We start from the raw sequence: 19,636 nt of genomic DNA, 5'->3' as shown, positions 1-19,636 counted from the left end.
TCATGGTCTACAAGATCGATCCGGAGAAAGATCGACACTACATCGAGGAATTTCGCCAGAAGCCGATTGGGGCGCACAGCCCGGGCCTGCAACGCCTCCTCAACACGATGCGCCACGATCCGTCCGGAAAGCAGGTGGTGCTCGTCTGCAAGCGTCCGTTCGAGGAATGGGTGCTCGGCATGATGCCGGCCGACCGTCGCGAGCCGATCGCGATCGAGGACGGGCCGGTCTTCACTGAGATCGAAGAGGCGGAATGGGAAGTCTTCCGCCGTCGCTGGCGCCTTCTGACCGGCGAAAGCATCAACCGGCCGCTCCGCGACTAGAACCTTTTGTTTGTCGCGTTTTCTTTACGCGAACCGGTATTCACTTCGCTCGAAAACGCTTCAGACGCGGTTCCCGAACAGTCGATCGCCGGCCGCGGCGATCCCGTTTCACGCGCCAATCTGGACTTCATTCCATGCTCAAGATCGTCGGTTATCCGGACCGTTACAGCGTTGCCCCGGGCGAGGAGATCGCCTTCAAGATATCGCTCGAAGAGGGCGAAACGTTCGAAGCCCGGCTGGTCCGCGTCGTCAATGGCGACTGCAACCCGGCCGGCCCCGGCCTCAAATTTCCCCACATCCCGACCGAAATCGACGGCGTTCATGCCGGCAAGCCGCAGCGCATCGACGCCGGCTCCTACATGATCGCCGAAGGCCTGCCGGCGATCACCGAGCGGACCTTCACCTTTCTCGGCTTCGTCTGGCCGACGCTGCCGAAGCGCGGCGAACAGGTCATCGCCGCGCAATGGGACGCCGCGACGAACGCCGGCTTTTCGATCGGCATCGGCGACGAGGGCCGCCTGTCGCTGACCATCGGCGACGGCGCCGGCGGGGTAGAGACCGTCCGCGTCGATCATCCGATGCTGGAGCGGCAGTGGTATCAGCTGGCCGTAACCTTCGATCCGGTCAGCGGCGAAGTCACGCTCGACCAGCGCCCGCTCGTGCCCTTCGCGGTGATCCGCGACCACGGCCAGTTCCGCGGCCGCGTCCGCCTCGCCGTCAAGCCGGCGCCGGTCGCTTTCCACCTCGCCGGCCGGCCGGAGACGGACGGTACGACCGGCCACCATTTTGACGGCAAGATCGACGGGCCGATCCTGCTGACGGGCCTGCACACCCACGCCGATCACGACGCGCTCCTCGGCGGCATCGCGCCGCGCGATATCCGCAACGCGCTGATCGCGCATTGGGATTTTTCGCGCGAGATCGAGAGCGTGCGGGCCGTGGACGTCGGCCCCTTCCGCCGGCACGGCCGGCTGATGCAGATGCCGGCGCGCGGCATGAAGGGGCACAACTGGACCGGCGAGGAACACGCCTGGCCGAACAAGCCCGAGCATTACGGCGCGGTGCATTTCCACCATGACGACATCTATGACGCCGGGTGGGAGACCTCTGTCGCGCTGACGATCCCCGAGGATCTCAGGAGCGGTGCCTATGCGCTGCATGCCCGCGCCGGCGACAGTGACGAGACGGCGACGCGCGAGACCTACATCCCGTTCTTCGTCCGCCCGCCGCGCGACAAGGCGAAGCGCGGCAAGCGCCCGTCCGTCCTCGTGCTGGCGCCGACCATGTCCTACCTCTCCTACTGCAACCACGCCGAACACATCACGGCCCGCGGCGCGGAGCGGCAGATGGGCCGGCTGCTCACCTTCGGCCACGCCGATCTCTACATGTACGACCATCCGGAGATCGGCGGCTCGCAATACGACACCCACGCTGACGGCTCGGGCGTCTGCTATTCGAGCCGGCTGCGACCCAATCTGAACTTCTCGCCGCGCTATCATTCCTGGCTCGGTGGCCCCGGCTCGGCGCTCTACCAGTACAATGCCGACACGCACCTGTTCGACTGGCTCGACCACAAGGGCGTCGACTACGATCTGATCACCGACGAGGACCTGCACGAAGAGGGCTACGACCTCCTCGCCGACTACCGCGTCGTCATCACCGGCACCCATCCCGAATACCATTCGACGGCGATGTGGGACGGCATGAAGGCGTGGATCGATCGCGGCGGCCGGCTCATGTATATGGGCGGCAATGGCTGGTACTGGCGCATCGGCTTCCACAAGACGGAGCCCGGCGTCATCGAGGTGCGCCGCGCCGAGGACGGCATCCGCACCTGGGCGGCGGAGCCCGGCGAATACTACCAGTCCTTCAACGGCGAGTTCGGCGGCCTCTGGCGCCGCATCGGCCGCGCGCCCAACGTCATGGCGGGCGTCGGCTTCATCGCCCAGGGCTTCGACGTCTCGACCTACTACCGCCGAGCACCCGACGCCGACAATCCGCGCGCGGCGTTCATCTTCAAGGACGTGCCGGACGAGATCATCGGCGATTTCGGCCTCGTCGGCGGCGGCGCGGCCGGCATCGAGCTCGACTGCATCACGCCCAATCTCGGCGGCCCGCCGAACATGCTCCGCCTGGCCTCCTCGGACGGCCACAGCGGCATGATGATGCTGGTCAACGAGGAGTTCGGCGTGGTTCCGCCCAATCTCGGCGGCGACCAGAACGAGCGTGTCCACGCGGATCTCGCCTTCGGCGAGACGCCGTCCGGCGGCGCGCTGTTCGCCACCTCGTCGATCGCCTGGTGCGGCTCGCTGCTGCACAACAACTACGACAACAACGTCTCGCGCATCACCTGGAACGTGCTCGAGCGCTTCCTGGACGAGACGCCGTTCGCGTAAGAAGCCTGAGGATGGCGGCGGTTTTCCTGCCGCCGTCATCCTTCCTGCTTCCCAGGCCGTAAACCCTCACCCGCCGGCCTTCGGCCGTCGACCTCTCCCTGAGGGAGAGGTGAAAGAGCGGCCTCAGCCCGCGAGAACCTGCTTCAGGCTCGAAACCGTATCGGTCGTCGGCTTGTATTCGAGGCCGACGAGGCCCTGGTAGCCATTCGCCGCGAGCCAGGCGACGCGCGCCTGCCAGTCGAGGGCGCCGGTGCCCGGCTCGTGCCGGCCCGGCGTGTCGGCGAGATGCACATGGGCCACCCGGTCGACCCGGCCAGCGAGCACGTCGGCGATCGCCTCCGACATCACGGCCGAATGGTAGATGTCGTAGAGGATCTTGATTTCCGGCCGGCCGACCTCGTCTACGATGTCGAGACCCTCGACGGTCGAGGGCAGGAAATAGCCGACATGGTCGACCAGCGTGTTGAGCGGCTCGACCGCCAGCGTCACGCCGGAACCCGCCAGGACCTCGGCCGAACGGGCGAGGCCCTCGGTCAGCGCCAGGCGCTGTTCGGCGCGCGTCCGGCCCGGCAGATCGGCGCCCGCCTGCACGATCAGCACTGGCGCGCCGAGGCGACGGGCGACATCGATCGAGGCCTTCAGGCCCTCAAGGAATTCCGCGTGCTTCGCCGGATCGGTCAGCGGCACCATCGGCTCGGCGACGAAGCCGGCGACCTTCATGCCGGTCTCGTCCAGCGCGGCGGCGATGGCGTCGATATCCTTGTTGCGCCAATGCCAGAACTCGACCGCCGCGAGGCCGGTCTTCTGCGCAAGACGGATGCGATCGGCGAAATCGGGCGCTTCGGCTGCGAAGAGCCATTCGAGGCAGGCGGAATACTGCATGGACCTGTCAATCTGGATGGAGGCAAAGGCGGGGACCGGCATCACCGGCTCGAACACAACCGACGATAGCCGCACCGCCAATCCGGCTCAATCTCCGCCTCGCGCGGATTCCTCCGGAACCGAATTGCGAAAACCTCGTTGGACTCCTCGTTCGCCCGCGCCGGAGGGTGGTCGTCGCGCGGACGTGGCGCAGTCGCGTTGTAAAAGTGGGCGTGGCGTAGGAGTACGGTCGATGGCTCCAAGGGCGATTTGGAAGGGCTACCTCAAGGTCGCCGAAATCCTCTGTCCCGTCGCGCTCTATACGGCGGCGTCGACCTCGGACCGCATCGCCTTCCACACGATCAACCGCAACACCGGCCACCGGATCCGCCGCCAGTTCGTCGACCAGGATACCGGCAAGCCGGTCGAGACCGACGATCAGGTCAAGGGCTACGAAATCGGATCGGGCGAGTATGTCCAGCTCGACGCGGACGAGATCGCCTCGGCGCAGCCCGAAAGCGACAAGACGCTGGCGGTCGAGACCTTCTTGCCGCTCGATGCCGTCGACGACATCTATTTCGACCGTCCCTATTACCTCGCGCCCGCCGACAAGCCGGCCCAGGAAGCCTACGCCCTGATCCGCGACGGCATGCAGGCAAGCGGCGCGGTGGCGATCGCGCGCGCCGTCCTGTTCCGCCGGATGCGCAGCGTGCTGATCCGCGCCGAGGACAACGGCATGGTCGCGACGACGCTGAGCTTCGATTACGCCGTCCGCCCGGCGCGGGAGGTCTTCGACGATATCCCGAAGCTGAAGCTCGAAGGCGAGATGCTGAAGCTTGCCGAGCACATCATTTCGACCAAGCGCGGCAGCTTCGATCCGGCCGCCTTCCACGACCGCTACGAGGAAGCGCTTGGCGAGCTCGTCAAGGCGAAGCTCGAGGGCAAGAGCTTCACGCCGCCGGCGCCGCAGAAGACGGCCAAGGTCGTCGATCTGATGGCGGCGCTCCGCGAAAGCGCCGGTGTCACGCAGCAAAAAGGCGCCGCCGCCGCGAAAAAGCCGCCGGCGGCACGCCGAAAGACCACCGCGACGACAAAGCCGGCAAAGCCTGCCGCGCCGAGACGCAAGGCCAGTTGACCGAAACCGGATGAGGGCGAGCCGACATGGCCGCGACGCTCGAAACCTATCGCAGCAAGCGCGACTTCAAGACCACGCCGGAACCGGCCGGCCGCAAGCCGGCCCGAACCAAGGCGAAGCCCGGCTTCAGCTATGTCATCCAGAAGCACGACGCGACGCGGCTGCACTATGATTTTCGCCTGGAGATGGACGGCGTCCTGAAGAGCTGGGCCGTGACGCGGGGGCCGAGCCTCGATCCGTCGGAAAAGCGGCTCGCCGTGCATGTCGAGGACCACCCGCTCGAATATGGCGGCTTCGAGGGCACGATCCCGAAGGGGGAATATGGCGGCGGCACTGTGCTGCTCTGGGATCGCGGCAGCTGGGAGCCGGTCGGCGATCCGCACAAGGGTTACGCCAAGGGCCATCTCGAATTCGAGCTGAAGGGCGAGAAGCTGCATGGCCGCTGGCATCTGGTGAAGATGCACGGCAAGCCGCGCGAGAAGCGCGAGAACTGGCTGCTGATCAAGGCCGAGGACGAGGAGGCCCGTCCGGCCGGCGCGCCCGACATTCTCGACGAGCTCCCGGATTCGGTGAAGACCGGGCGCGCCATCTCCGATGTCGAGAACGAGGTGCCCGGCTGGTCGTCGAAGACCGGCAAGATCGAGAAGTCAGCCAGGAAGAAGGCAGCGTCCCGCGCGGCCAAGGCCGAAGAGACGCCCGAGCCGCCCCCGCCCCTGCCCGATCCGGCGACGCTCCCGGGCGCGAAGAAGGCGCGTATGCTGAACTTCGTCGAACCGGCGCTGGCGACACTGGCCGACACCCCGCCGGCCGGCGCGCGCTGGATCCACGAGATCAAGTTCGACGGCTACCGCCTGCAGGCGCATGTCGCGGCCGGGCGGGTGAAGCTCCTGACCCGCACCGGGCTCGATTGGACCAAGAAGTTCGGCAAGGAGATCGTCGCCGCGCTGCAGGCGCTGCCCCTCGGCACGGCGCTGATCGACGGCGAGCTGGTGGTCGAGACCGCGAACGGAGCCTCGGATTTCTCCGCCCTCCAGGCGGATCTGAGCGAGGGCCGTTCCGATCGCTTCATCTTCTACGCCTTCGACCTCCTCTATCTCGACGGCTACGATCTTCGCGAGTTGCCGCTTTCCGAGCGCAAACAGGTTCTTGCGCAGGTCGTGGCGGACGGCGCGCCGCTGCTCCGTCTCAGCCAGCACTTCGAGGAAGACGGCGCGGTAGTCTTTCACCATGCACAGCGGCTCGGTCTCGAAGGCATCGTCTCGAAGGTGCTGGACTCACCCTATCGCTCCGGCCGCAGCAAGACCTGGCTCAAGACGAAGAGCTCGCAGCGGCAGGAATTCGTCATCGGCGGCTATGTTCCTTCGACGACGTCGCGCCGGGCCATCGGGTCGCTGGTGCTCGGCGTTCACGAGAATGGAGCCCTGCAGCCGGTCGGCCGCGTCGGCACCGGCTTTTCGTCCCGGCTGGCGGAAGACCTGTTCCAGACGCTGGAGCGGATGCGGGTCACGACGAGCCCATTCGGCCGCCCGCTGACGGCGGAGGAAGGCCGACAGGTTCGCTTCGTGCGGCCGGATCTGGTCGCCGAGATCGAATATCGCGCCTGGACGGCGGACGGGCATCTGCGCCACGCTGCCTTCCGCGGCCTGCGGGAAGACAAGCCCGCCGACGAGATCACCCGGGAGATGCCAACCATGTCCGAGACAGGCAAGGCAAAGGGAAAGGTGGCGGCGAAGGCGAAGGATGCCGCCGAGGCTGAGTCCCACGGCATCAAGCTGACCCATCCCGATCGCATCTATTGGCCGGACGCGGGCGTCACCAAGGAGGGCCTCGCCGACTATTATGCCGAGATCTGGCCGCATATCGCGCCCTTCGTCACCGACCGGCCGCTGTCGCTGCTGCGCTGTCCGAGCGGCATAACCGGCGAACAGTTCTTCCAGAAGAATGCCTGGAAGGGCCTCAACGCCGCGATCCGGCTGGTCGACGATCCGTCGACGGCGGCGGTGGAGCAGCTGATCAGCATCACCGATCTCGACGGGCTGATCGCCCTGGCTCAATCCGCCGTGCTGGAAATCCACCCGTGGGGCTCGACGATCGCCGACTGGGAACGACCGGACATGATCATCATGGATCTGGACCCCGGCGAGGGCGTCGACTGGGAGACCGTGATCGCCGCGGCCGGCGAAGTCCGCCAGCGCCTCAGCGACGCCGGCCTCGAACCCTTCGTCAAGACTTCAGGCGGCAAGGGCCTGCATGTGGTGGCGCCGCTGACACCGAAAGCAGAGTGGCCGGCGGTCAAGGCTTTCACCAAGGGCCTCGCCGACGCCATGGCTTCAGACAGTCCCGACCACTATGTCGCGACGATCACCAAAGCGAAGCGGCCGGGCAAGATCCTGATCGACTATCTGCGCAACCAGCGCGGCCAGACGGCGGTGGCGCCCTATTCGACCCGGGCGCGTCCCGGTGCGCCCGTCTCGGCGCCGCTCGCCTGGGAGGAGCTGACGCCGGGCATCGGACCTTCCTATTTCACGGTGCTCAACATGCCGACCCGGCTCGCCGCCCTCGCGCGCGACCCCTGGGCGGATTTCCGCAAGGCCGCCGCGCCGCTCCGCGAGACAAAGCAGCCGGTGAAGAAACAACCGGCCAAGGCCTGACGGCTTTCGAGACCTGACGACTTTCGAGGCTATTTGTCCTTGGGTGGGCCCTTCGAGGCGCCTTTGGGAGAGCTCTTTCCCTCACTGGAAAGGCTCCGCTTCAGGGCGTCGAGAATGCTGACCACATTGCCCTCGGTTTTCGGCGGCGCCTTCGACGTCGCGGGCTTCTTGCCCTTCTTCTTGGCGGCGATGATCTCCAGGAGCTTCTCCTGCACGGGATCGCTGACCAGCGCCGGCGACCACGCCTTGGTGCGCTGGCGGATCAGGGCCTGCATCATCTCCATCAGCTTGGGATCGGTCTTTTCGGAGGGAATACCCTCGAAATAGAGCCCTTCCTCGCGGATCTCGTCGCCGAAATGCAGGGTCCAGAGCTCGATGCCGGTATCGCGCGGCTTCAGCAGGACGGCGCGCTCGCGCCGATAGAGCACGAGCCGCGAGATGCCGACGGTTCCGGTCGATGCCATGGCGTCGCGGATGACCGAAAAGGCCTCCTCGCCGACCGCGTCGTCCGGCACGAGGTAATGCGGCTTGTCGTACCAGATCCAGCCGATGTCACCCTCCGGCACGAAACTCTCGATATCGATCGTCCGCGTGCTTTCCAGCGCGACGGAGGCGATCTCGTCGTCCTCGAGCATCAGATACTCGTCCTCGCCGCGCGGATAGCCCTTGACCTGGTCGTCGTCCTCGACGGCCTCGCCCGTCTCCTGATCGACATACTGGCTGACGACGCGGTTGCCGGTGGCGCGGTTCAGGGTGTGAAAGCGCACCTTTTCATTGTCGGTCGTCGCCGGAACCATCGCAACCGGGCAGGTGACGAGCGAGAGCTTCAGATAGCCTTTCCAGAACGAACGCGGCGCCATGATCGCCCCCTCACCCGACGAGGAAATAAACGGCGAGGAAGCCGAGCACGACCGCCGCGATACCCGCGCCCAGCATGTAGCGCAGCCGATGCGGCGCGATGCCCTGGCGGGCTGCCGTGGTGCTGGCGCGAGGTTCCTCCGAGGGTTCGGGTTCCTGCGGTAGCCGGCCCACTCTCTGGTCCATTCCCGCCTCCCTTGGCTGGGGCTCCCGCTCGGATCAACCGGCGGCGGGAGCCTTGATATTTCGGGTATCCTGCCCGGCGCGCTAGCTATGCGCGCGATGCTCGGCGTTGCGCTTGCGGGTCGCAGCACCCTTCCTGGCGGAGGCGGAACGATCGGCGGCCGATCGCGCCGCCGAGGCGGCCCCGCCCTTCTCGCCCCCCTTGTGGGCTGCCGGATGGCCGGTATGGGCGCCACGGCCGGAGCCGGATTTCTTGCCGCCGCCATCGTCCTTGTTGACCGTCGCCCAGGCGCGGCGCTCGGCCTCCTTCTCGGAGACGCCGCGCTCCTCATAGCTCTCCGCGATGTGGTCGGCCTTGCGTTCCTGCTTGTCGGTATATTTCGATTTGTCACCCCGGGGCATGACACACCTCCGTCTGTCTGGACGAGGCTCAACGCCAGCCGCGAGCCGAGGGTTCCATCTGGAGGCGACTTCCTTAGCGACAGTATCCGTCGGCACAGAAGATCGGCATGGCGCGGCAAGCTGAGGACGCAACGAATACGTCGACTTGCGTGCGCGAATCGCTGACGTCGAGTTGAATGGTCCTCGGCCCATAGAGGGCCAAGCAGGAAATCACTTTGGGTACAGCCGGCCTGGCTCTGTTGGAGATAGGCGATGCCTGATTTCTGGACGTTCATGGCCTTTCTCGGCTGGGCGATTTTCATCGTGATCGCCTGCGATCTTGTTGGCCTGTCCCTTTCGGGTTTTTTCGCCCGGCGCGGGGCGACTATGCCGGCCGATCTGCCAGCGGCCGGAATGCGGTCGGCCGATTTTGCCTGGTCGGTTCTCTTGGGCATTTCGGCGTTGTGGCTGTGTCTGAGCGCGATCTACGCCGCCGGATATGTGACGCGTGCCGCTATGCTGGCCGTTCCTGTCGCCGCCGCCCTTATCGCCATCGCGTCGACGGAACGGCGCCGGCTGCGGGATTGGTTGCGAGAGCGGCGGATTTGGTGGCTCTATACCGCCGCGGCTCTGGCGCTATCGCTTCTGGCACGCCCCGCGATCAATCCCTATGACGATCCGGAATACTTGTTCTTCATCGAGAAGATGCTGAATACCGGCGCGGTCGTCGAATATTTCAGCGACAGGCGGCCGACGAACCTCGGCAGCTGGACCCTCCTCCAGGCGCTGTTCTCGGCCGGGCCCGCCGGCACCGCCTACGTCGCCTCGATCGACTCCGCGATTGCCGTCGTCCTGTTCCTGTTCGCGGCGCTCCTCGTCGGCACCGGCTTCGTCTTTGCCTTCTTCGCAGCCCTCGCGGGCATGCTGATCCTGCAGCCCTCCCAGACCAATCTCGGCATGGCGATCTGCATGGGGGGATTTTCCGCTGTTCTCGTGAGCCTCAGCCTTTCGAGGACGCCCCATCGGTACGTCCTCGTCAGCGCCATCATCCCGATCCTGGCGGCGACGGCGCGGCCGCAACTGGCCCTGATCGCAGCGGCGGCCATCGGGCTCACGGTCTGGCGCGAGCGCTACCGGCGCTCCGTTCTGATCCTCTGTGTCGCCGCCGTGGCCGCCGGGCTTTGGTACGCCATCATTCTGAGGGACACGGGCGGCCTCACATCGACGCAAAGCAGCGACTATCTGCCGGTGGGATCGGTAGCCGAAATCGTCAGGCTGATGCGGGTCGGTATCGGCGACGTCCCGTTTCTCTCGCGTCTCGCCCTGCTCTTTCTCGGGCTTGTCGCCCTCGCCGCGGCGCTTCTGCATGGAAGCCGCCCGTCGGCCGAGAAATACGGAATCCTGGCGATGTTCTTGCTACTCGCCGGCGCGACGACCGCGATTGTCGTCGTCAAGACGGGAGCGCGGTTCATCGAGCTGCAGCGCTACTATATCCCGGTCATCGACGGCGTCCTCTTCACCGCCATGACCTTTGCCCTGCTCGACCTCGCGCGGAGGTACGGACTGGATCGGTCGCGACGTCAGGTGCTGCTCTCGATGTCAGGCGTCGTCGTTCTCGGATTGGCCGTGGCGATGCAGTGGCCGAGAGTGGCCGCGCCGGCACGGTCGGATCCCTTGATCTGTTCCTGGTCGCTCCAGCCGGAGGCGCGGGGCACGCTGGACCGCGCCCTCGATGGCGCCGGCACTGTTATGTTGATCGATTGCCCCTCCGGGGCCCTGCCCTTTTCCAACAAGACGATGATGGGCGACCATGCCGCCGTCGTCGGCGATCCGGATGCCACGTTGCGGCGCCTGCGAAGTGCGGGCATCGATCGTCTTGTTTTTCTTCGCAACGACGGCGGCGCCAACTTCGGCATGGGCGAGTTGCAGCAATGGCTCGCGACCTTCGAACCGCTCAACGACGTCGACCGCCGCAACAAGGAGGGCGGGCAACGCTGGCTCGAGGAGATCGAGACGCTTCGCGGCCTCTCAAGCGCCTGCGCGACGTCATCGATCGAGATTAGGGACCCGCAGGGACCGCTGGAGGTCGTCGACCTCGCTCACTGCGAATGAACCTCGAGAAAGGCGCGGATGGCCTCGACATTGGCGCGCGCCTCGGACGGCGGATAGTCCGGATAGGTCGGCAGGAGCAGCACGGAGGCGGCGACGTCCCGGGCGACCGGACAGGGCCGCCGATACGCGGCGAAGCAATCGTAGTCCGCGCAATTTCCGATGTGCTGGACAACGACATCCCGCCCCTGGCGCACCATGAATTGCTGCAGGGCGACGCGATCGGGGACCTGGATCGGATAGGCCAGATAGACGTTGTCGGTTCCCGGCAACTCGATCGGCAACCGGAGCGACGGCAGGTTCGCCAGTCCGCTGCGATAGATCTCCGCCAGCTTCCCGCGCTTTCGCTGCTGCTCCGCGAGCGCGGGAAACTGACCCAGCGCACACCGCGCCTGCATCGGCGACAGTTTGCGCCTGGATGCCTCGGGCAATGACGACCGCAGGACCGGGCTCCGCTCGGTCGAAAGAAGTTCGGCGCCGCGCTTCGGATCCCGGAATGCGAGCCAGCGATACAGCGGGTGCGTGATCAGCGGAAAGAGCGCCCGCGAGACGGCGACGCTGTATCCGAGGCAGGAGAGGACACGCTTGGCCAGCTTGGCGGGATCCATCGCGGCATAGTCCCTGACCTCGTCTCGGAGAGCCCGCGCCAGCTCGCCATCGTCCGTGACAACGGCACCGCCGAAGAAGCAGTTCACGTTCTTGGCGCGGCCGAAACTGAAAACTCCGGCGAGGCCGACGGTTCCGAGCGCGGCGCCCTTCCAATGTCCACCGAACGCCTGCGCGGCGTCCTCGACCAACGGAATCCCGCGTTCGCGACAGAGAGACCCGAGGCGCTCCAGATCGCAGACCAGGCCATGCAGATGCGTGACCAGCACCGCCGCGACGCCGTCGTCGAGCAGGGGAGCGACCGCGTCGGGATCTAGATTGGCGTTGCACGGCTCGATGTCGGCGAAAACGGGAATGCCGCCGGCCGATACGACCATGTTCACGACGTCGTAGATCGTATAGGGCGACAGCACGACCTTCTGCTTGCCCGATCGTCCGATCAGGGACTTCAGGACGAGGTGAATGCCGACGCGAGCCTGCGGCACCGCGATGGCGTGCGCGGCGCCCGTGAGGTCTGAGAGCGCCCGCTCCAGCGCCGCGACGTCATAACCGGACTGCACGCGGCCGCCGGCAAAATCCGAGACTGCCTGCCGGAAGATCGTCGGAACGCCGTACATCTTGAAGCGCGGCCAGGCTGTCATGGGGCGTACCAGATCTAGCGGGAAATGACGACGAGCTGATTGAGGCCGAGCATGAACGGCTGATACTCGACGATGCGAAGCTTCGCTCGGGCGGAGGCCGCTTCGAACTCCGGCCGTTGCGGCAGGGTCTTGTCGGCCTCGTAGAAATCATCGCCAAAGAGCCGGACGGTGCGTCCGATCCGATGCAGGTGGGCGGCGAGACGCGTTGGAGAGGTAATGACGATACGGCCCGTCGGCGTCAGGTTTTCCGCAAAGGAACCGAGCAGCCGGGAGAGATCGTCGAAATAGCCGATGACCGCCATGGCGACGATCGTATCGAAGCTGCCCAACTGACCAAGCATCGACACCGGCTGGAAGGTGTACCCTGGGTTCCGTTGCCGTGCCTCCGCCAGGACGTCCTCGCCCGTGTCGACGCCGACGAACCGATCGGCCGCGACCAGATCGCACAGGCGCCCGACGCCGCAACCAAAATCGAGCACGCGGCCGCGCAGCTGCGGGCCGACGTTCCGCTTCCGGATGTCGGCGAGAACCGGCGAAAAGATACCGTTCATATGGCCTTCCTTTGTGCGAGACGATCCGCGAGCGTACAGATCAAGAAGAACCAGAGTTCGCCGCCGAGCGTGACGATGCGGTAGGTCACCGCCACATAGGCGCTGAACGATCCGGCCGAACCAGCGAGCGCGTAGATCAAGACGCCCTCGCGGACGCCGATGCCGCCGGGGGAGCCGACGACAATATAGCCGGCGACCCACGCCAGCGCCGCGATCGAGACGGTCTTGAAGAAGCCGTCGCCCGCCCCGGCTATTCCGAGCCTGGCCACCAGCGTGTGGATGATGCCGCCGCAAATGAGGAAAAAGGTCAGATAGCAGAGGATACTGACGGCGACGCTCAGTCGGCCGCGCTCGCTCCAGTTCAGCGCGCGGAAGAACGAGAAGCGCGACAGGAGACTGCCGGCGGTGTGCCAGAACACGAGCGGGAGCAGGCAGAGGGCGATGATCACCTGCCAGATGACCGGGTTCACATGCGTGAGCTCGGTCAGATGGTCCACATCCCCCAGCAAGGTGATCACGGCGCCGGTGAAGACGATCAGGCCCGCCTCCAGAAACAGCGACATGCCGACCTGCCGGATCGTGGCGCCGGATTGCTGCGCCTGGAAATAGCGGCTGACGAAATGAACAACGTTTGACGGGATGTATTTCTGGACCTCGGATTTTCCGAAGATGATCAGCGCTCGCGGCGGCGGGATCCCGGCGCAGCCGCTGAAGATCAGAAGCCGTTGCCAGGCGAAAGCCAGCACCATCAGCGCGACGACGTAGACGAGGCTCAGGACAAGGATCTCCGCGATTGCCGATGGGATCGAGACATCCGCCGGCAGCTGCCAGTTCTTCACCAGAGCTCTCGCGACATAGACCCAGGACGCGAGGGTGATCAGCACGCCCAGAAAGCGCGCGACCTTCATCACGACAGGATCTCGCCGGCATGCGAGGCCGTGCGCATGGCGTTGGCCATGATGGTGAGCGTGGGCGACCAGGCCGGCGCATCCGGAAATACCGAGGAATCGCAAACGAACACGCCCGGAGCGATCTCGCCGCCAGCGGTCGGCCCGCCCGGCGAACCGTAGGGCAGGCTGCCGGAATAGTGCGAACTCGTGTGCTGCGCGACCGGCTGTTTCGGCGGGACATAGAACCCGTGCCGCGAGAGCGCGCTCCGCAGCGCCTGCCATGCCCCCGGCTGGACGGAGCGCGACTGCTCGAGCCGGATGGTCGGCATCCCCCGGTTATCGAGCGAAAGGGAATATCGCGGTCCGTGATCCGAATGCAGGTAGAGACGTCCGATCATCAGGCGCCGGCGCACCGCCCGTCCCATCCACTCGAAGGGCGGCCATACCGAGCCCGGCACGACGTAGCGCCACAGATGGTCGAGGAACGGGTAGATCTGCACCGAGAAGGCGTGTCCGGACGATGTGGTCTCGGGGATGGCAGCAAGCAATGCGTTGGCGAGGGCGACATGGCCCGCCTCGCTCGCCCCCTCCAACCGGCCCAAATAGAAGATCGGGAAGCTCGCGACCGGATTGTCGCGAAAGCCGAGACTGTCGAGATGGCTCGTCGAGCGCAGGACGATCTCGGACGTGCCGATGCACCCGGCGGCCAGAAAGATCAGATCGAACGGGCCGACCTGATCGCGCCGCCCGGTCTGCTCGTCTTCGAGCGTCAGGCGGCGCGATGGTGCATCGAAGGCGAGCACCTTGCCGCTCAGTACCCGCATCCCGGACCGGATGAACCGGTCGACCGTCGTGCGGGCCGAATAGACGGACTGCTGCAGGCAGCCGACCATGCAATGTCCGCAGGAGATGCATTCGTGCTCGTGGCCGCCGCGCGTCTCCAGCGCCAGCCGCGCGATGCCGGCGCGAATGCCGAAGCCGAAGGCCGGCGTCGAGCGATTGACGGCGCCGATCAACCGCTTCGTGGTCTCCGAAACGCGGATGGGAGGGCGGTTCAGCGTCTCGGACTCGAAGTGCGGACTGAGATCATCGATCTCGCCCGAGATGCCGATCGCATCGGCCGCCATCCGATAGAACGGCGCGAGATCCCGGAGGGCGAACGGCCATCGGTCGAAGTCCCGCTGCCTGAACACGGCCGTGGAGCCACCCCAATAGTTGGTGAGACCGCCGCGCTCGCGGCTCTGCCAGACGGGACCGCCGCCCTCGACAGCCAGGCGCGGCGCAACCGCGCCGAAACGTGTCTTCGGTGGCGGGAATTTTCGCCCGGCCTGCGCGCGCATGGAGGCATAGAGCTCCCGCCAATAGGAGGGGTCCGATTGCCGCCCCGCCCCGGGCTCGGATGGCGCGTCGTCGCGCCGGCGCTCCATCAGGGTGATGGAACCGGATGGGAAGCGCTGGGCGCAGGCGAGGAGCACTCCGGCCGCGGCGGCGCCGGAACCGATAACGGCGATGTGCGGCCGATCACGGTCGGGGGTCAATCAGGACCTCCTCGTCCGCACGATCTCCGCAAGTATGCTGAAGAACAGGCTCTGTATCCCGAGAAACAGCAGGGCGAGCACCAGATTGGGATGGATGACCGGCTTCGAGGTGAAGTTCAGAAGGAACAGGACGATCTCGGCGATCGCGATCGAAGCGGCCAGGCCGGACAAGGCCAGTCCAAACCGTCCGAAGACGCGGATCGGGGCATAGAGCGCGATGACCACGAGGATCTGATAGGTCGTCAGCAACGGATATCGAAACGTGATGAAAGATGATCCGTGCCGTCTCTTCCTGAAATTGACGTCGACCTGGGAGAATTTGAGATCCCTGTATCGGGAATCCAGAAGTATCTGCTGCGCATAGTTATAATTTCCGGGAAGATCGAATGCCGACAGGTATCTTTTGTTCAAGGCAATGATGCCCGGCTGCGCATCGACAATGGGCCATCCCGTCAATTTGCTCATCATCCAATTGTAGAACTTGTTCCCGACGCGGCGGACGAACGGCATCCTGTATTCGATGCGGGCATGCCGATGCCCGAACACGATGTCGGCCTCGTCACGCAGGATGGGCCGTATCAGGTTCGGAATATCCGCCGGGTCGTGCTGTAGGTCGGCATCCAGCTTCAGCGCGATATCCGCGTCGAGAAGCCTTGCCTTGGCCAGTCCGTCACGGACGCTGGCGCCGAGGCCGCGGTTGGAATGATGGGTGATGATGTGATCGGCCTGCGCCGCCCGGAGGCCGGTCTCGTCCTTCGAGCCGTCATTGACGACGATGATCTCGATCGAGCCACCCATGGCCGAGATATCGGGCGTCAGGGCGCGCAAGGTGGCGATCGTCTGTTCGATCGTTTCCTCTTCGTTATAGGCCGGAATGATCAGCGCGAGGCGAAAGGGCGATGCGCAGAATGCCCCTGCCTCGGCCTCGCCGACGCTGTCTGCACGAGAGCTGTAATGCAACTACAACCTCCCCCGCCTGGCCCTGCAGGCTATACCGCGGAAATCCGCAGTCGAGCCGCCAGCCGAACGGAGGGAAGTCTATGAACCTTTCCATCCTGACGCAACGTAATGATGGGCAATCGCGATACCTTTCGCCCAAAGGGGAACGATCCCCCTGCGCAAACCTCAGGACGCCTGAATATATTCTTGACTATTCCTAAAGCCCGCGTCACCTCTGTGAAACGGCCTGTCGCGACAGTAGAACAGCTAGGGAGGACGCGCACAAAACACGTCCTCCAGCTTGCTCATTGCTTGATACAGAACGCAGCTAGAGATCGAGCACCAGCACCGGGCTGAGCGAGCGCGAACAACACAGGGTCATTTGCGCATTGCTGGCCCGCTCCGTGTCGCTGAGCACGGTATCACGGTGGTCCGGCGTGCCCTCCAGCACCCGGGTCAGGCAGGCGCCGCACATGCCCTGCTCGCAGGAAAGGTCAACCGGCACGCCATTGGCCATCAGCACATTGGCGATGGTGTCGGCCGGCCCGACCGGGAAGCAGCGGCCGGACGATGCGACCCGCACCTCGAAACCGACGCCGGCAACGTTTGCCACGGGTGTCGGTTCGGCCCGGAAACGCTCGAAGTGGAATTGATGCGGCTGCCAGCCGGCCTCCGCCAGCCGTTCTCCCATCAGGTCGAGAAAGCCCGAAGGTCCACAAGCAAGCACTGCCGCGTCCGGGTCCGCGCTGCCAAGGCAGGCTGGCGGGGTATGCCGGAAACTCCGCCCATCCTCGCCGAGATGCAGGGTCACCGCCCCGGCGAGCGGGCCGGCCTCGAGCTCGTCAAGAAAGGGCACGCGCGCGCGGCTGCGCTCGAAATGATGCAGTTCGAACCGGGCGCCCCTCGATGCGAGGTCGCGCGCCATGGCGATGATCGGGGTGATGCCGATGCCGGCCGAGACCAGGATGTAGCGCCCGGCGTCCGGCAGGCCGAAGAGATTGCGCGGCGCCGATGCCTCGACCCGTCCGCGCACACGCAAATCGGCATGCAGCGAACGGGATCCGCCGCGCGATGCCGGGTCCTGGCGCACGCAGATGCGGTAGCGCCGCCGATCGGCCGTGGAACCGCAAAGCGAATATTGCCGCAACGGCCCGGCCGGCGTGCGGATATCGATATGCGCGCCGGGCTCGAAGGCAGGCAACTCGGCGCCGGCCGGGTCCGTCAGCTCGATATCGAGGTTGTCGTCGCCATTGACCCGGATCGCGGAGACCATCAGTTCCATGGCTCGGCCTCAGGCGATGAAGAAATGGCTGAGACCCATATCGCGCAGCGAGCGGCGATAATTGATCGACGACAGATCGGCCGGAATATGCGCTTCGAGACGCGGATCGAGCGGCAGGTTTTCGGGCTTTTGCTGCTCCACCATGCCGGCGTCCTCTGCGAAGACCTTGTGGTTGAAGTCGTAGACATCCTGAACCGGCAAGTGCGTATCGAAATTGCGGGCAATCGGGCAGAAAAGGCGCGTCTTCCGGGCCGATATCGGCGAGGCGGCGTTGAGGATCGACAGCTTGCCCCCATCGGGGAAATGCACGGTCAGGTGCGCCGTGAAAGGCGGGGAGCAGCGGAAGTGGCGCAGCCACTGGTAATCCTTGGGCGTCAAATGCGCCTTGCTGCTCGGATAGTTGCCGACGGTCGACCAGTATTCGACCTCGAAGCCATAGTCGGTGGGCTTCGCGACGTAGGGCGGCACGACGGGGTTATCCGGGTCCGCGAAGGTTTCCGTATGGATGAAGGCGAAGTGCGCCACATCCAGGAACCCCTCGACCTGACGCCCTGCGAAGCCGGCAATGTCGAAGGGCGGCACGTTGATCTGCTGGAAGCCCGCGTCGTCCCAATGCGGCATTAAGGGCACCTTGGGCGCCGCTTCGCCTTCCTCGGGCCTCAGGCATGTCCAGACCAGGCCATAGCGGATCTCGACGGGATAGGATCTGAGATGCAGCTTGTTCGGGATGGCGCCGTCGGGATGGGCCGGCACCTTGATGCACCGGCCGTTCTTGCCGAACTGCAGCCCGTGATAGGCGCATCGCACGCCCGTGGAATCGGGATTGGTACCCAGGGTTAGCGGCACACCGCGGTGGGTGCAGATGTCGTTCGCGACGACGACAGTCTCGTCGACCTTGTAGACCACCAGCTTTTCGTCGAGCAGCACCGCGCCGACGAGCTTTTTGTCCTCGACCTCGCGCAGTTCGGCCACCGGATACCAATGGCGGGCCAAAATCCGCCAGTCGTCAGGCTCGAACGTGCAGTGGCGCGGCAGATCGTCGGTGCGCGGGGCGTTGTCCAGCATGGGGTTCCTCGACAGTCCGGATGATGTCGCCAGCCTGCCGCCGAATGCCGTTGCGAACAAACGCAATGAATCGCATAGTTCATTGCAAAAAAGAGAACAGGGGCTGGATTGGTCTTCTCGCGCTTCCTCCGCTATTTCGTCGAGGTCGCTCGCCTTGGCTCGATCCGTCGCGCCTCCGAGCATCTCAATGTCTCGGCCTCGGCAATCGACCGGCAGATCCTGCAGGCCGAGGCGGAGATGGGCCTGCCGCTCTTCGAACGGCTGCCTTCCGGCTTGCGCATGACGGCGGCGGGCGAATTGCTGCTGGCGGCGGCCAGGTCGTGGAACAAGGATTTCGCCAGGCTCGAAGAGAGCTTTACCGACCTGGTGGGGCTCCGCCGCGGCACCGTTCGCATCGCCTGCATCGAGGCGTTGAGCCGCGGCTTCCTGCCCCGCGTCGTCCGCGACATCCGGGCGGAGCTGCCCGGCATCGCGTTCGAGATCGCGGTGCTGGACAACAAGGACGTGCCGCAGGCCCTCGTCGCCGGCGAGGCGGATTTCGGGCTCATGCTCAGCCCGCAATCGTCAAGGGATCTCGTGGTCAGGGCCTTCGTCGATGTCGAGGTTGGGTTGATAACACCGCCCGATCATGCGCTGGCAAGGCAAGGGACCGCCAAGTTCAACCAGGTTGCCGGCCTGCCGATGGTGCTGCCCAAGGAACCACTGGCACTGGCCGAGCTGCTGCAGGCTCTGGCCAACGCTACCGGGATCGACATGTCCAGCGCCGCAGGCTCGGACAACGTGCAGATGATCAAATCGCTGGTGGAAGGCGGCGTCGGCGTCGGCGTTCTGAGCTGGCTCGACGTGATGAACGAGGTTGAGGCCGGCAGCCTGGCTTTCATGCGGCTGACGGACACCGTCTTGCGCCCGTTGAACCTGTCGCTCTGCGCAGTACCGAACCGCCAATTGTCCAACGCCGCCATGCTGGTGCTGTCGCGCATCGAGGCATCCTTGCCGACGCTCAAGCACCAGGCATCGGAGACAAATGAAGGTTTGGATCCGGACTGAACGGCTTGCCACGAAGGTAAGCCGGACGACTGGCTAGATTCTTGAAGGAAAAGTGGTGCACCCGAAGGGATTCGAACCCCTGGCCTCTGCCTTCGGAGGGCAGCGCTCTATCCAGCTGAGCTACGGGTGCAGGCCGGAGGCGGCGGAGCCGCGTGCCGGACTACATAACCGAAGGACCGG

At 65.4% G+C, this 19,636-nt stretch carries 17 protein-coding genes and 1 tRNA gene; 6 read left to right on the top strand and 12 right to left on the bottom strand.

Annotated features, from left to right (window positions below):
- Positions 1-2: 2 nt before the first annotated feature.
- Positions 3-323, top strand: coding sequence for a N,N-dimethylformamidase alpha subunit family protein (locus AC6HZP_RS03305; protein WP_201402222.1), 321 nt, complete (start codon positions 3-5; stop codon positions 321-323).
- A 134-nt stretch (positions 324-457) separates the two neighbouring features.
- Positions 458-2,719, top strand: coding sequence for a N,N-dimethylformamidase beta subunit family domain-containing protein (locus AC6HZP_RS03300; RefSeq protein ID WP_497525388.1), 2,262 nt, complete (start codon positions 458-460; stop codon positions 2,717-2,719).
- A gap of 123 nt (positions 2,720-2,842) precedes the next feature.
- Here the strand turns inward: AC6HZP_RS03300 and AC6HZP_RS03295 are convergent, their stop codons facing one another.
- Positions 2,843-3,601, bottom strand: a complete 759-nt coding sequence (locus AC6HZP_RS03295) for a hydroxypyruvate isomerase family protein (RefSeq protein WP_497525387.1) — start codon at positions 3,599-3,601, stop codon at positions 2,843-2,845.
- A 232-nt stretch (positions 3,602-3,833) separates the two neighbouring features.
- Between AC6HZP_RS03295 and ku (AC6HZP_RS03290) the strand changes: the two genes are divergently transcribed.
- Together ku (AC6HZP_RS03290) and ligD are read left to right on the top strand one after the other, a co-directional pair.
- Entirely contained in the window at positions 3,834-4,715 is an 882-nt protein-coding gene (gene ku, locus AC6HZP_RS03290; protein WP_497525386.1) for a non-homologous end joining protein Ku, read from the top strand.
- A gap of 26 nt (positions 4,716-4,741) precedes the next feature.
- Complete coding sequence (gene ligD, locus AC6HZP_RS03285; RefSeq protein WP_497525385.1) at positions 4,742-7,366, top strand: DNA ligase D; 2,625 nt, start codon at positions 4,742-4,744, stop codon at positions 7,364-7,366.
- A gap of 29 nt (positions 7,367-7,395) precedes the next feature.
- On the opposite strand, the gene ku (AC6HZP_RS03280) is transcribed toward ligD, so the two are convergent.
- The 3 genes from ku (AC6HZP_RS03280) to AC6HZP_RS03270 all read right to left on the bottom strand — a co-directional run bounded on the left by ku (AC6HZP_RS03280) (position 7,396) and on the right by AC6HZP_RS03270 (position 8,809).
- The gene (gene ku / locus AC6HZP_RS03280; protein ID WP_497525384.1) at positions 7,396-8,226 is read right to left on the bottom strand and encodes a non-homologous end joining protein Ku; all 831 of its coding nucleotides are present in this window, start codon (positions 8,224-8,226) and stop codon (positions 7,396-7,398) included.
- Positions 8,227-8,236: 10 nt separating this feature from the next.
- Complete coding sequence (locus tag AC6HZP_RS03275) at positions 8,237-8,410, bottom strand: hypothetical protein (protein WP_497525383.1); 174 nt, start codon at positions 8,408-8,410, stop codon at positions 8,237-8,239.
- A gap of 81 nt (positions 8,411-8,491) precedes the next feature.
- Positions 8,492-8,809 carry a plasmid stabilization protein gene (locus AC6HZP_RS03270; RefSeq protein ID WP_497525382.1) on the bottom strand — a complete coding sequence of 106 codons (318 nt, stop codon included), beginning with the start codon at positions 8,807-8,809 and terminating at the stop codon, positions 8,492-8,494.
- Between the two features lie 273 nt (positions 8,810-9,082).
- Between AC6HZP_RS03270 and AC6HZP_RS03265 the strand changes: the two genes are divergently transcribed.
- Positions 9,083-10,900, top strand: a complete 1,818-nt coding sequence (locus tag AC6HZP_RS03265) for a hypothetical protein (RefSeq protein ID WP_497525381.1) — start codon at positions 9,083-9,085, stop codon at positions 10,898-10,900.
- On the opposite strand, the gene AC6HZP_RS03260 is transcribed toward AC6HZP_RS03265, so the two are convergent.
- The 7 genes from AC6HZP_RS03260 to AC6HZP_RS03230 form a co-directional block, all read right to left on the bottom strand.
- On the bottom strand, positions 10,888-12,144 hold the full coding sequence (locus AC6HZP_RS03260; RefSeq protein ID WP_497525380.1) for a DegT/DnrJ/EryC1/StrS family aminotransferase: 1,257 nt from the start codon (positions 12,142-12,144) through the stop codon (positions 10,888-10,890). The two genes, AC6HZP_RS03265 and AC6HZP_RS03260, sit on opposite strands and share 13 nt — an antisense overlap.
- Before the next feature lie 14 nt (positions 12,145-12,158).
- Entirely contained in the window at positions 12,159-12,695 is a 537-nt protein-coding gene (locus tag AC6HZP_RS03255) for a class I SAM-dependent methyltransferase (RefSeq protein ID WP_497525379.1), read from the bottom strand.
- Positions 12,692-13,606, bottom strand: coding sequence for a hypothetical protein (locus AC6HZP_RS03250; RefSeq protein ID WP_497525378.1), 915 nt, complete (start codon positions 13,604-13,606; stop codon positions 12,692-12,694). Before AC6HZP_RS03250 ends, AC6HZP_RS03255 begins: the two co-directional genes overlap by 4 nt.
- Complete coding sequence (locus AC6HZP_RS03245) at positions 13,603-15,123, bottom strand: GMC family oxidoreductase (protein ID WP_497525377.1); 1,521 nt, start codon at positions 15,121-15,123, stop codon at positions 13,603-13,605. The genes AC6HZP_RS03250 and AC6HZP_RS03245 overlap by 4 nt, the downstream gene beginning before the upstream one ends.
- Complete coding sequence (locus AC6HZP_RS03240; protein WP_497525376.1) at positions 15,124-16,083, bottom strand: glycosyltransferase family 2 protein; 960 nt, start codon at positions 16,081-16,083, stop codon at positions 15,124-15,126.
- Between the two features lie 307 nt (positions 16,084-16,390).
- Complete coding sequence (locus tag AC6HZP_RS03235) at positions 16,391-17,344, bottom strand: PDR/VanB family oxidoreductase (RefSeq protein ID WP_497525375.1); 954 nt, start codon at positions 17,342-17,344, stop codon at positions 16,391-16,393.
- 9 nt (positions 17,345-17,353) lie between these two features.
- Positions 17,354-18,592 (bottom strand): aromatic ring-hydroxylating oxygenase subunit alpha, encoded by a 1,239-nt coding sequence (locus AC6HZP_RS03230; RefSeq protein WP_497525374.1) that lies wholly within the window; start codon positions 18,590-18,592, stop codon positions 17,354-17,356.
- Between AC6HZP_RS03230 and AC6HZP_RS03225 the strand changes: the two genes are divergently transcribed.
- Positions 18,518-19,456: a LysR family transcriptional regulator gene (locus AC6HZP_RS03225; RefSeq protein ID WP_497525373.1), complete on the top strand. Its 939-nt coding sequence runs from the start codon at positions 18,518-18,520 to the stop codon at positions 19,454-19,456. The genes AC6HZP_RS03230 and AC6HZP_RS03225 overlap by 75 nt on opposite strands.
- Positions 19,457-19,509: 53 nt before the next feature.
- Here AC6HZP_RS03225 and AC6HZP_RS03220 read toward each other — a convergent pair.
- Positions 19,510-19,586, bottom strand: a tRNA-Arg gene (locus AC6HZP_RS03220).
- Positions 19,587-19,636: the final 50 nt, after the last annotated feature.

This window comes from Kaistia sp. SLG-1 (assembly GCF_059699055.1).
This window is presented reverse-complemented; position numbering and strand designations above follow the sequence as displayed.

What these genes read in the sequence shown, in the direction of transcription:
- AC6HZP_RS03305 (WP_201402222.1), top strand. Translation starts at nt 3, where the DNA reads ATGGTCTACAAGATCGATCCGGAGAAAGATCGACACTACATCGAGGAA.
- AC6HZP_RS03300 (WP_497525388.1), top strand. Translation starts at nt 458, where the DNA reads ATGCTCAAGATCGTCGGTTATCCGGACCGTTACAGCGTTGCCCCGGGC.
- AC6HZP_RS03295 (WP_497525387.1), bottom strand. Translation starts at nt 3,601, where the DNA reads ATGCAGTATTCCGCCTGCCTCGAATGGCTCTTCGCAGCCGAAGCGCCC.
- ku (WP_497525386.1), top strand. Translation starts at nt 3,834, where the DNA reads ATGGCTCCAAGGGCGATTTGGAAGGGCTACCTCAAGGTCGCCGAAATC.
- ligD (WP_497525385.1), top strand. Translation starts at nt 4,742, where the DNA reads ATGGCCGCGACGCTCGAAACCTATCGCAGCAAGCGCGACTTCAAGACC.
- ku (WP_497525384.1), bottom strand. Translation starts at nt 8,226, where the DNA reads ATGGCGCCGCGTTCGTTCTGGAAAGGCTATCTGAAGCTCTCGCTCGTC.
- AC6HZP_RS03275 (WP_497525383.1), bottom strand. Translation starts at nt 8,410, where the DNA reads ATGGACCAGAGAGTGGGCCGGCTACCGCAGGAACCCGAACCCTCGGAG.
- AC6HZP_RS03270 (WP_497525382.1), bottom strand. Translation starts at nt 8,809, where the DNA reads ATGCCCCGGGGTGACAAATCGAAATATACCGACAAGCAGGAACGCAAG.
- AC6HZP_RS03265 (WP_497525381.1), top strand. Translation starts at nt 9,083, where the DNA reads ATGGCCTTTCTCGGCTGGGCGATTTTCATCGTGATCGCCTGCGATCTT.
- AC6HZP_RS03260 (WP_497525380.1), bottom strand. Translation starts at nt 12,144, where the DNA reads ATGACAGCCTGGCCGCGCTTCAAGATGTACGGCGTTCCGACGATCTTC.
- AC6HZP_RS03255 (WP_497525379.1), bottom strand. Translation starts at nt 12,695, where the DNA reads ATGAACGGTATCTTTTCGCCGGTTCTCGCCGACATCCGGAAGCGGAAC.
- AC6HZP_RS03235 (WP_497525375.1), bottom strand. Translation starts at nt 17,344, where the DNA reads ATGGAACTGATGGTCTCCGCGATCCGGGTCAATGGCGACGACAACCTC.
- AC6HZP_RS03230 (WP_497525374.1), bottom strand. Translation starts at nt 18,592, where the DNA reads ATGCTCGGAGGCGCGACGGATCGAGCCAAGGCGAGCGACCTCGACGAA.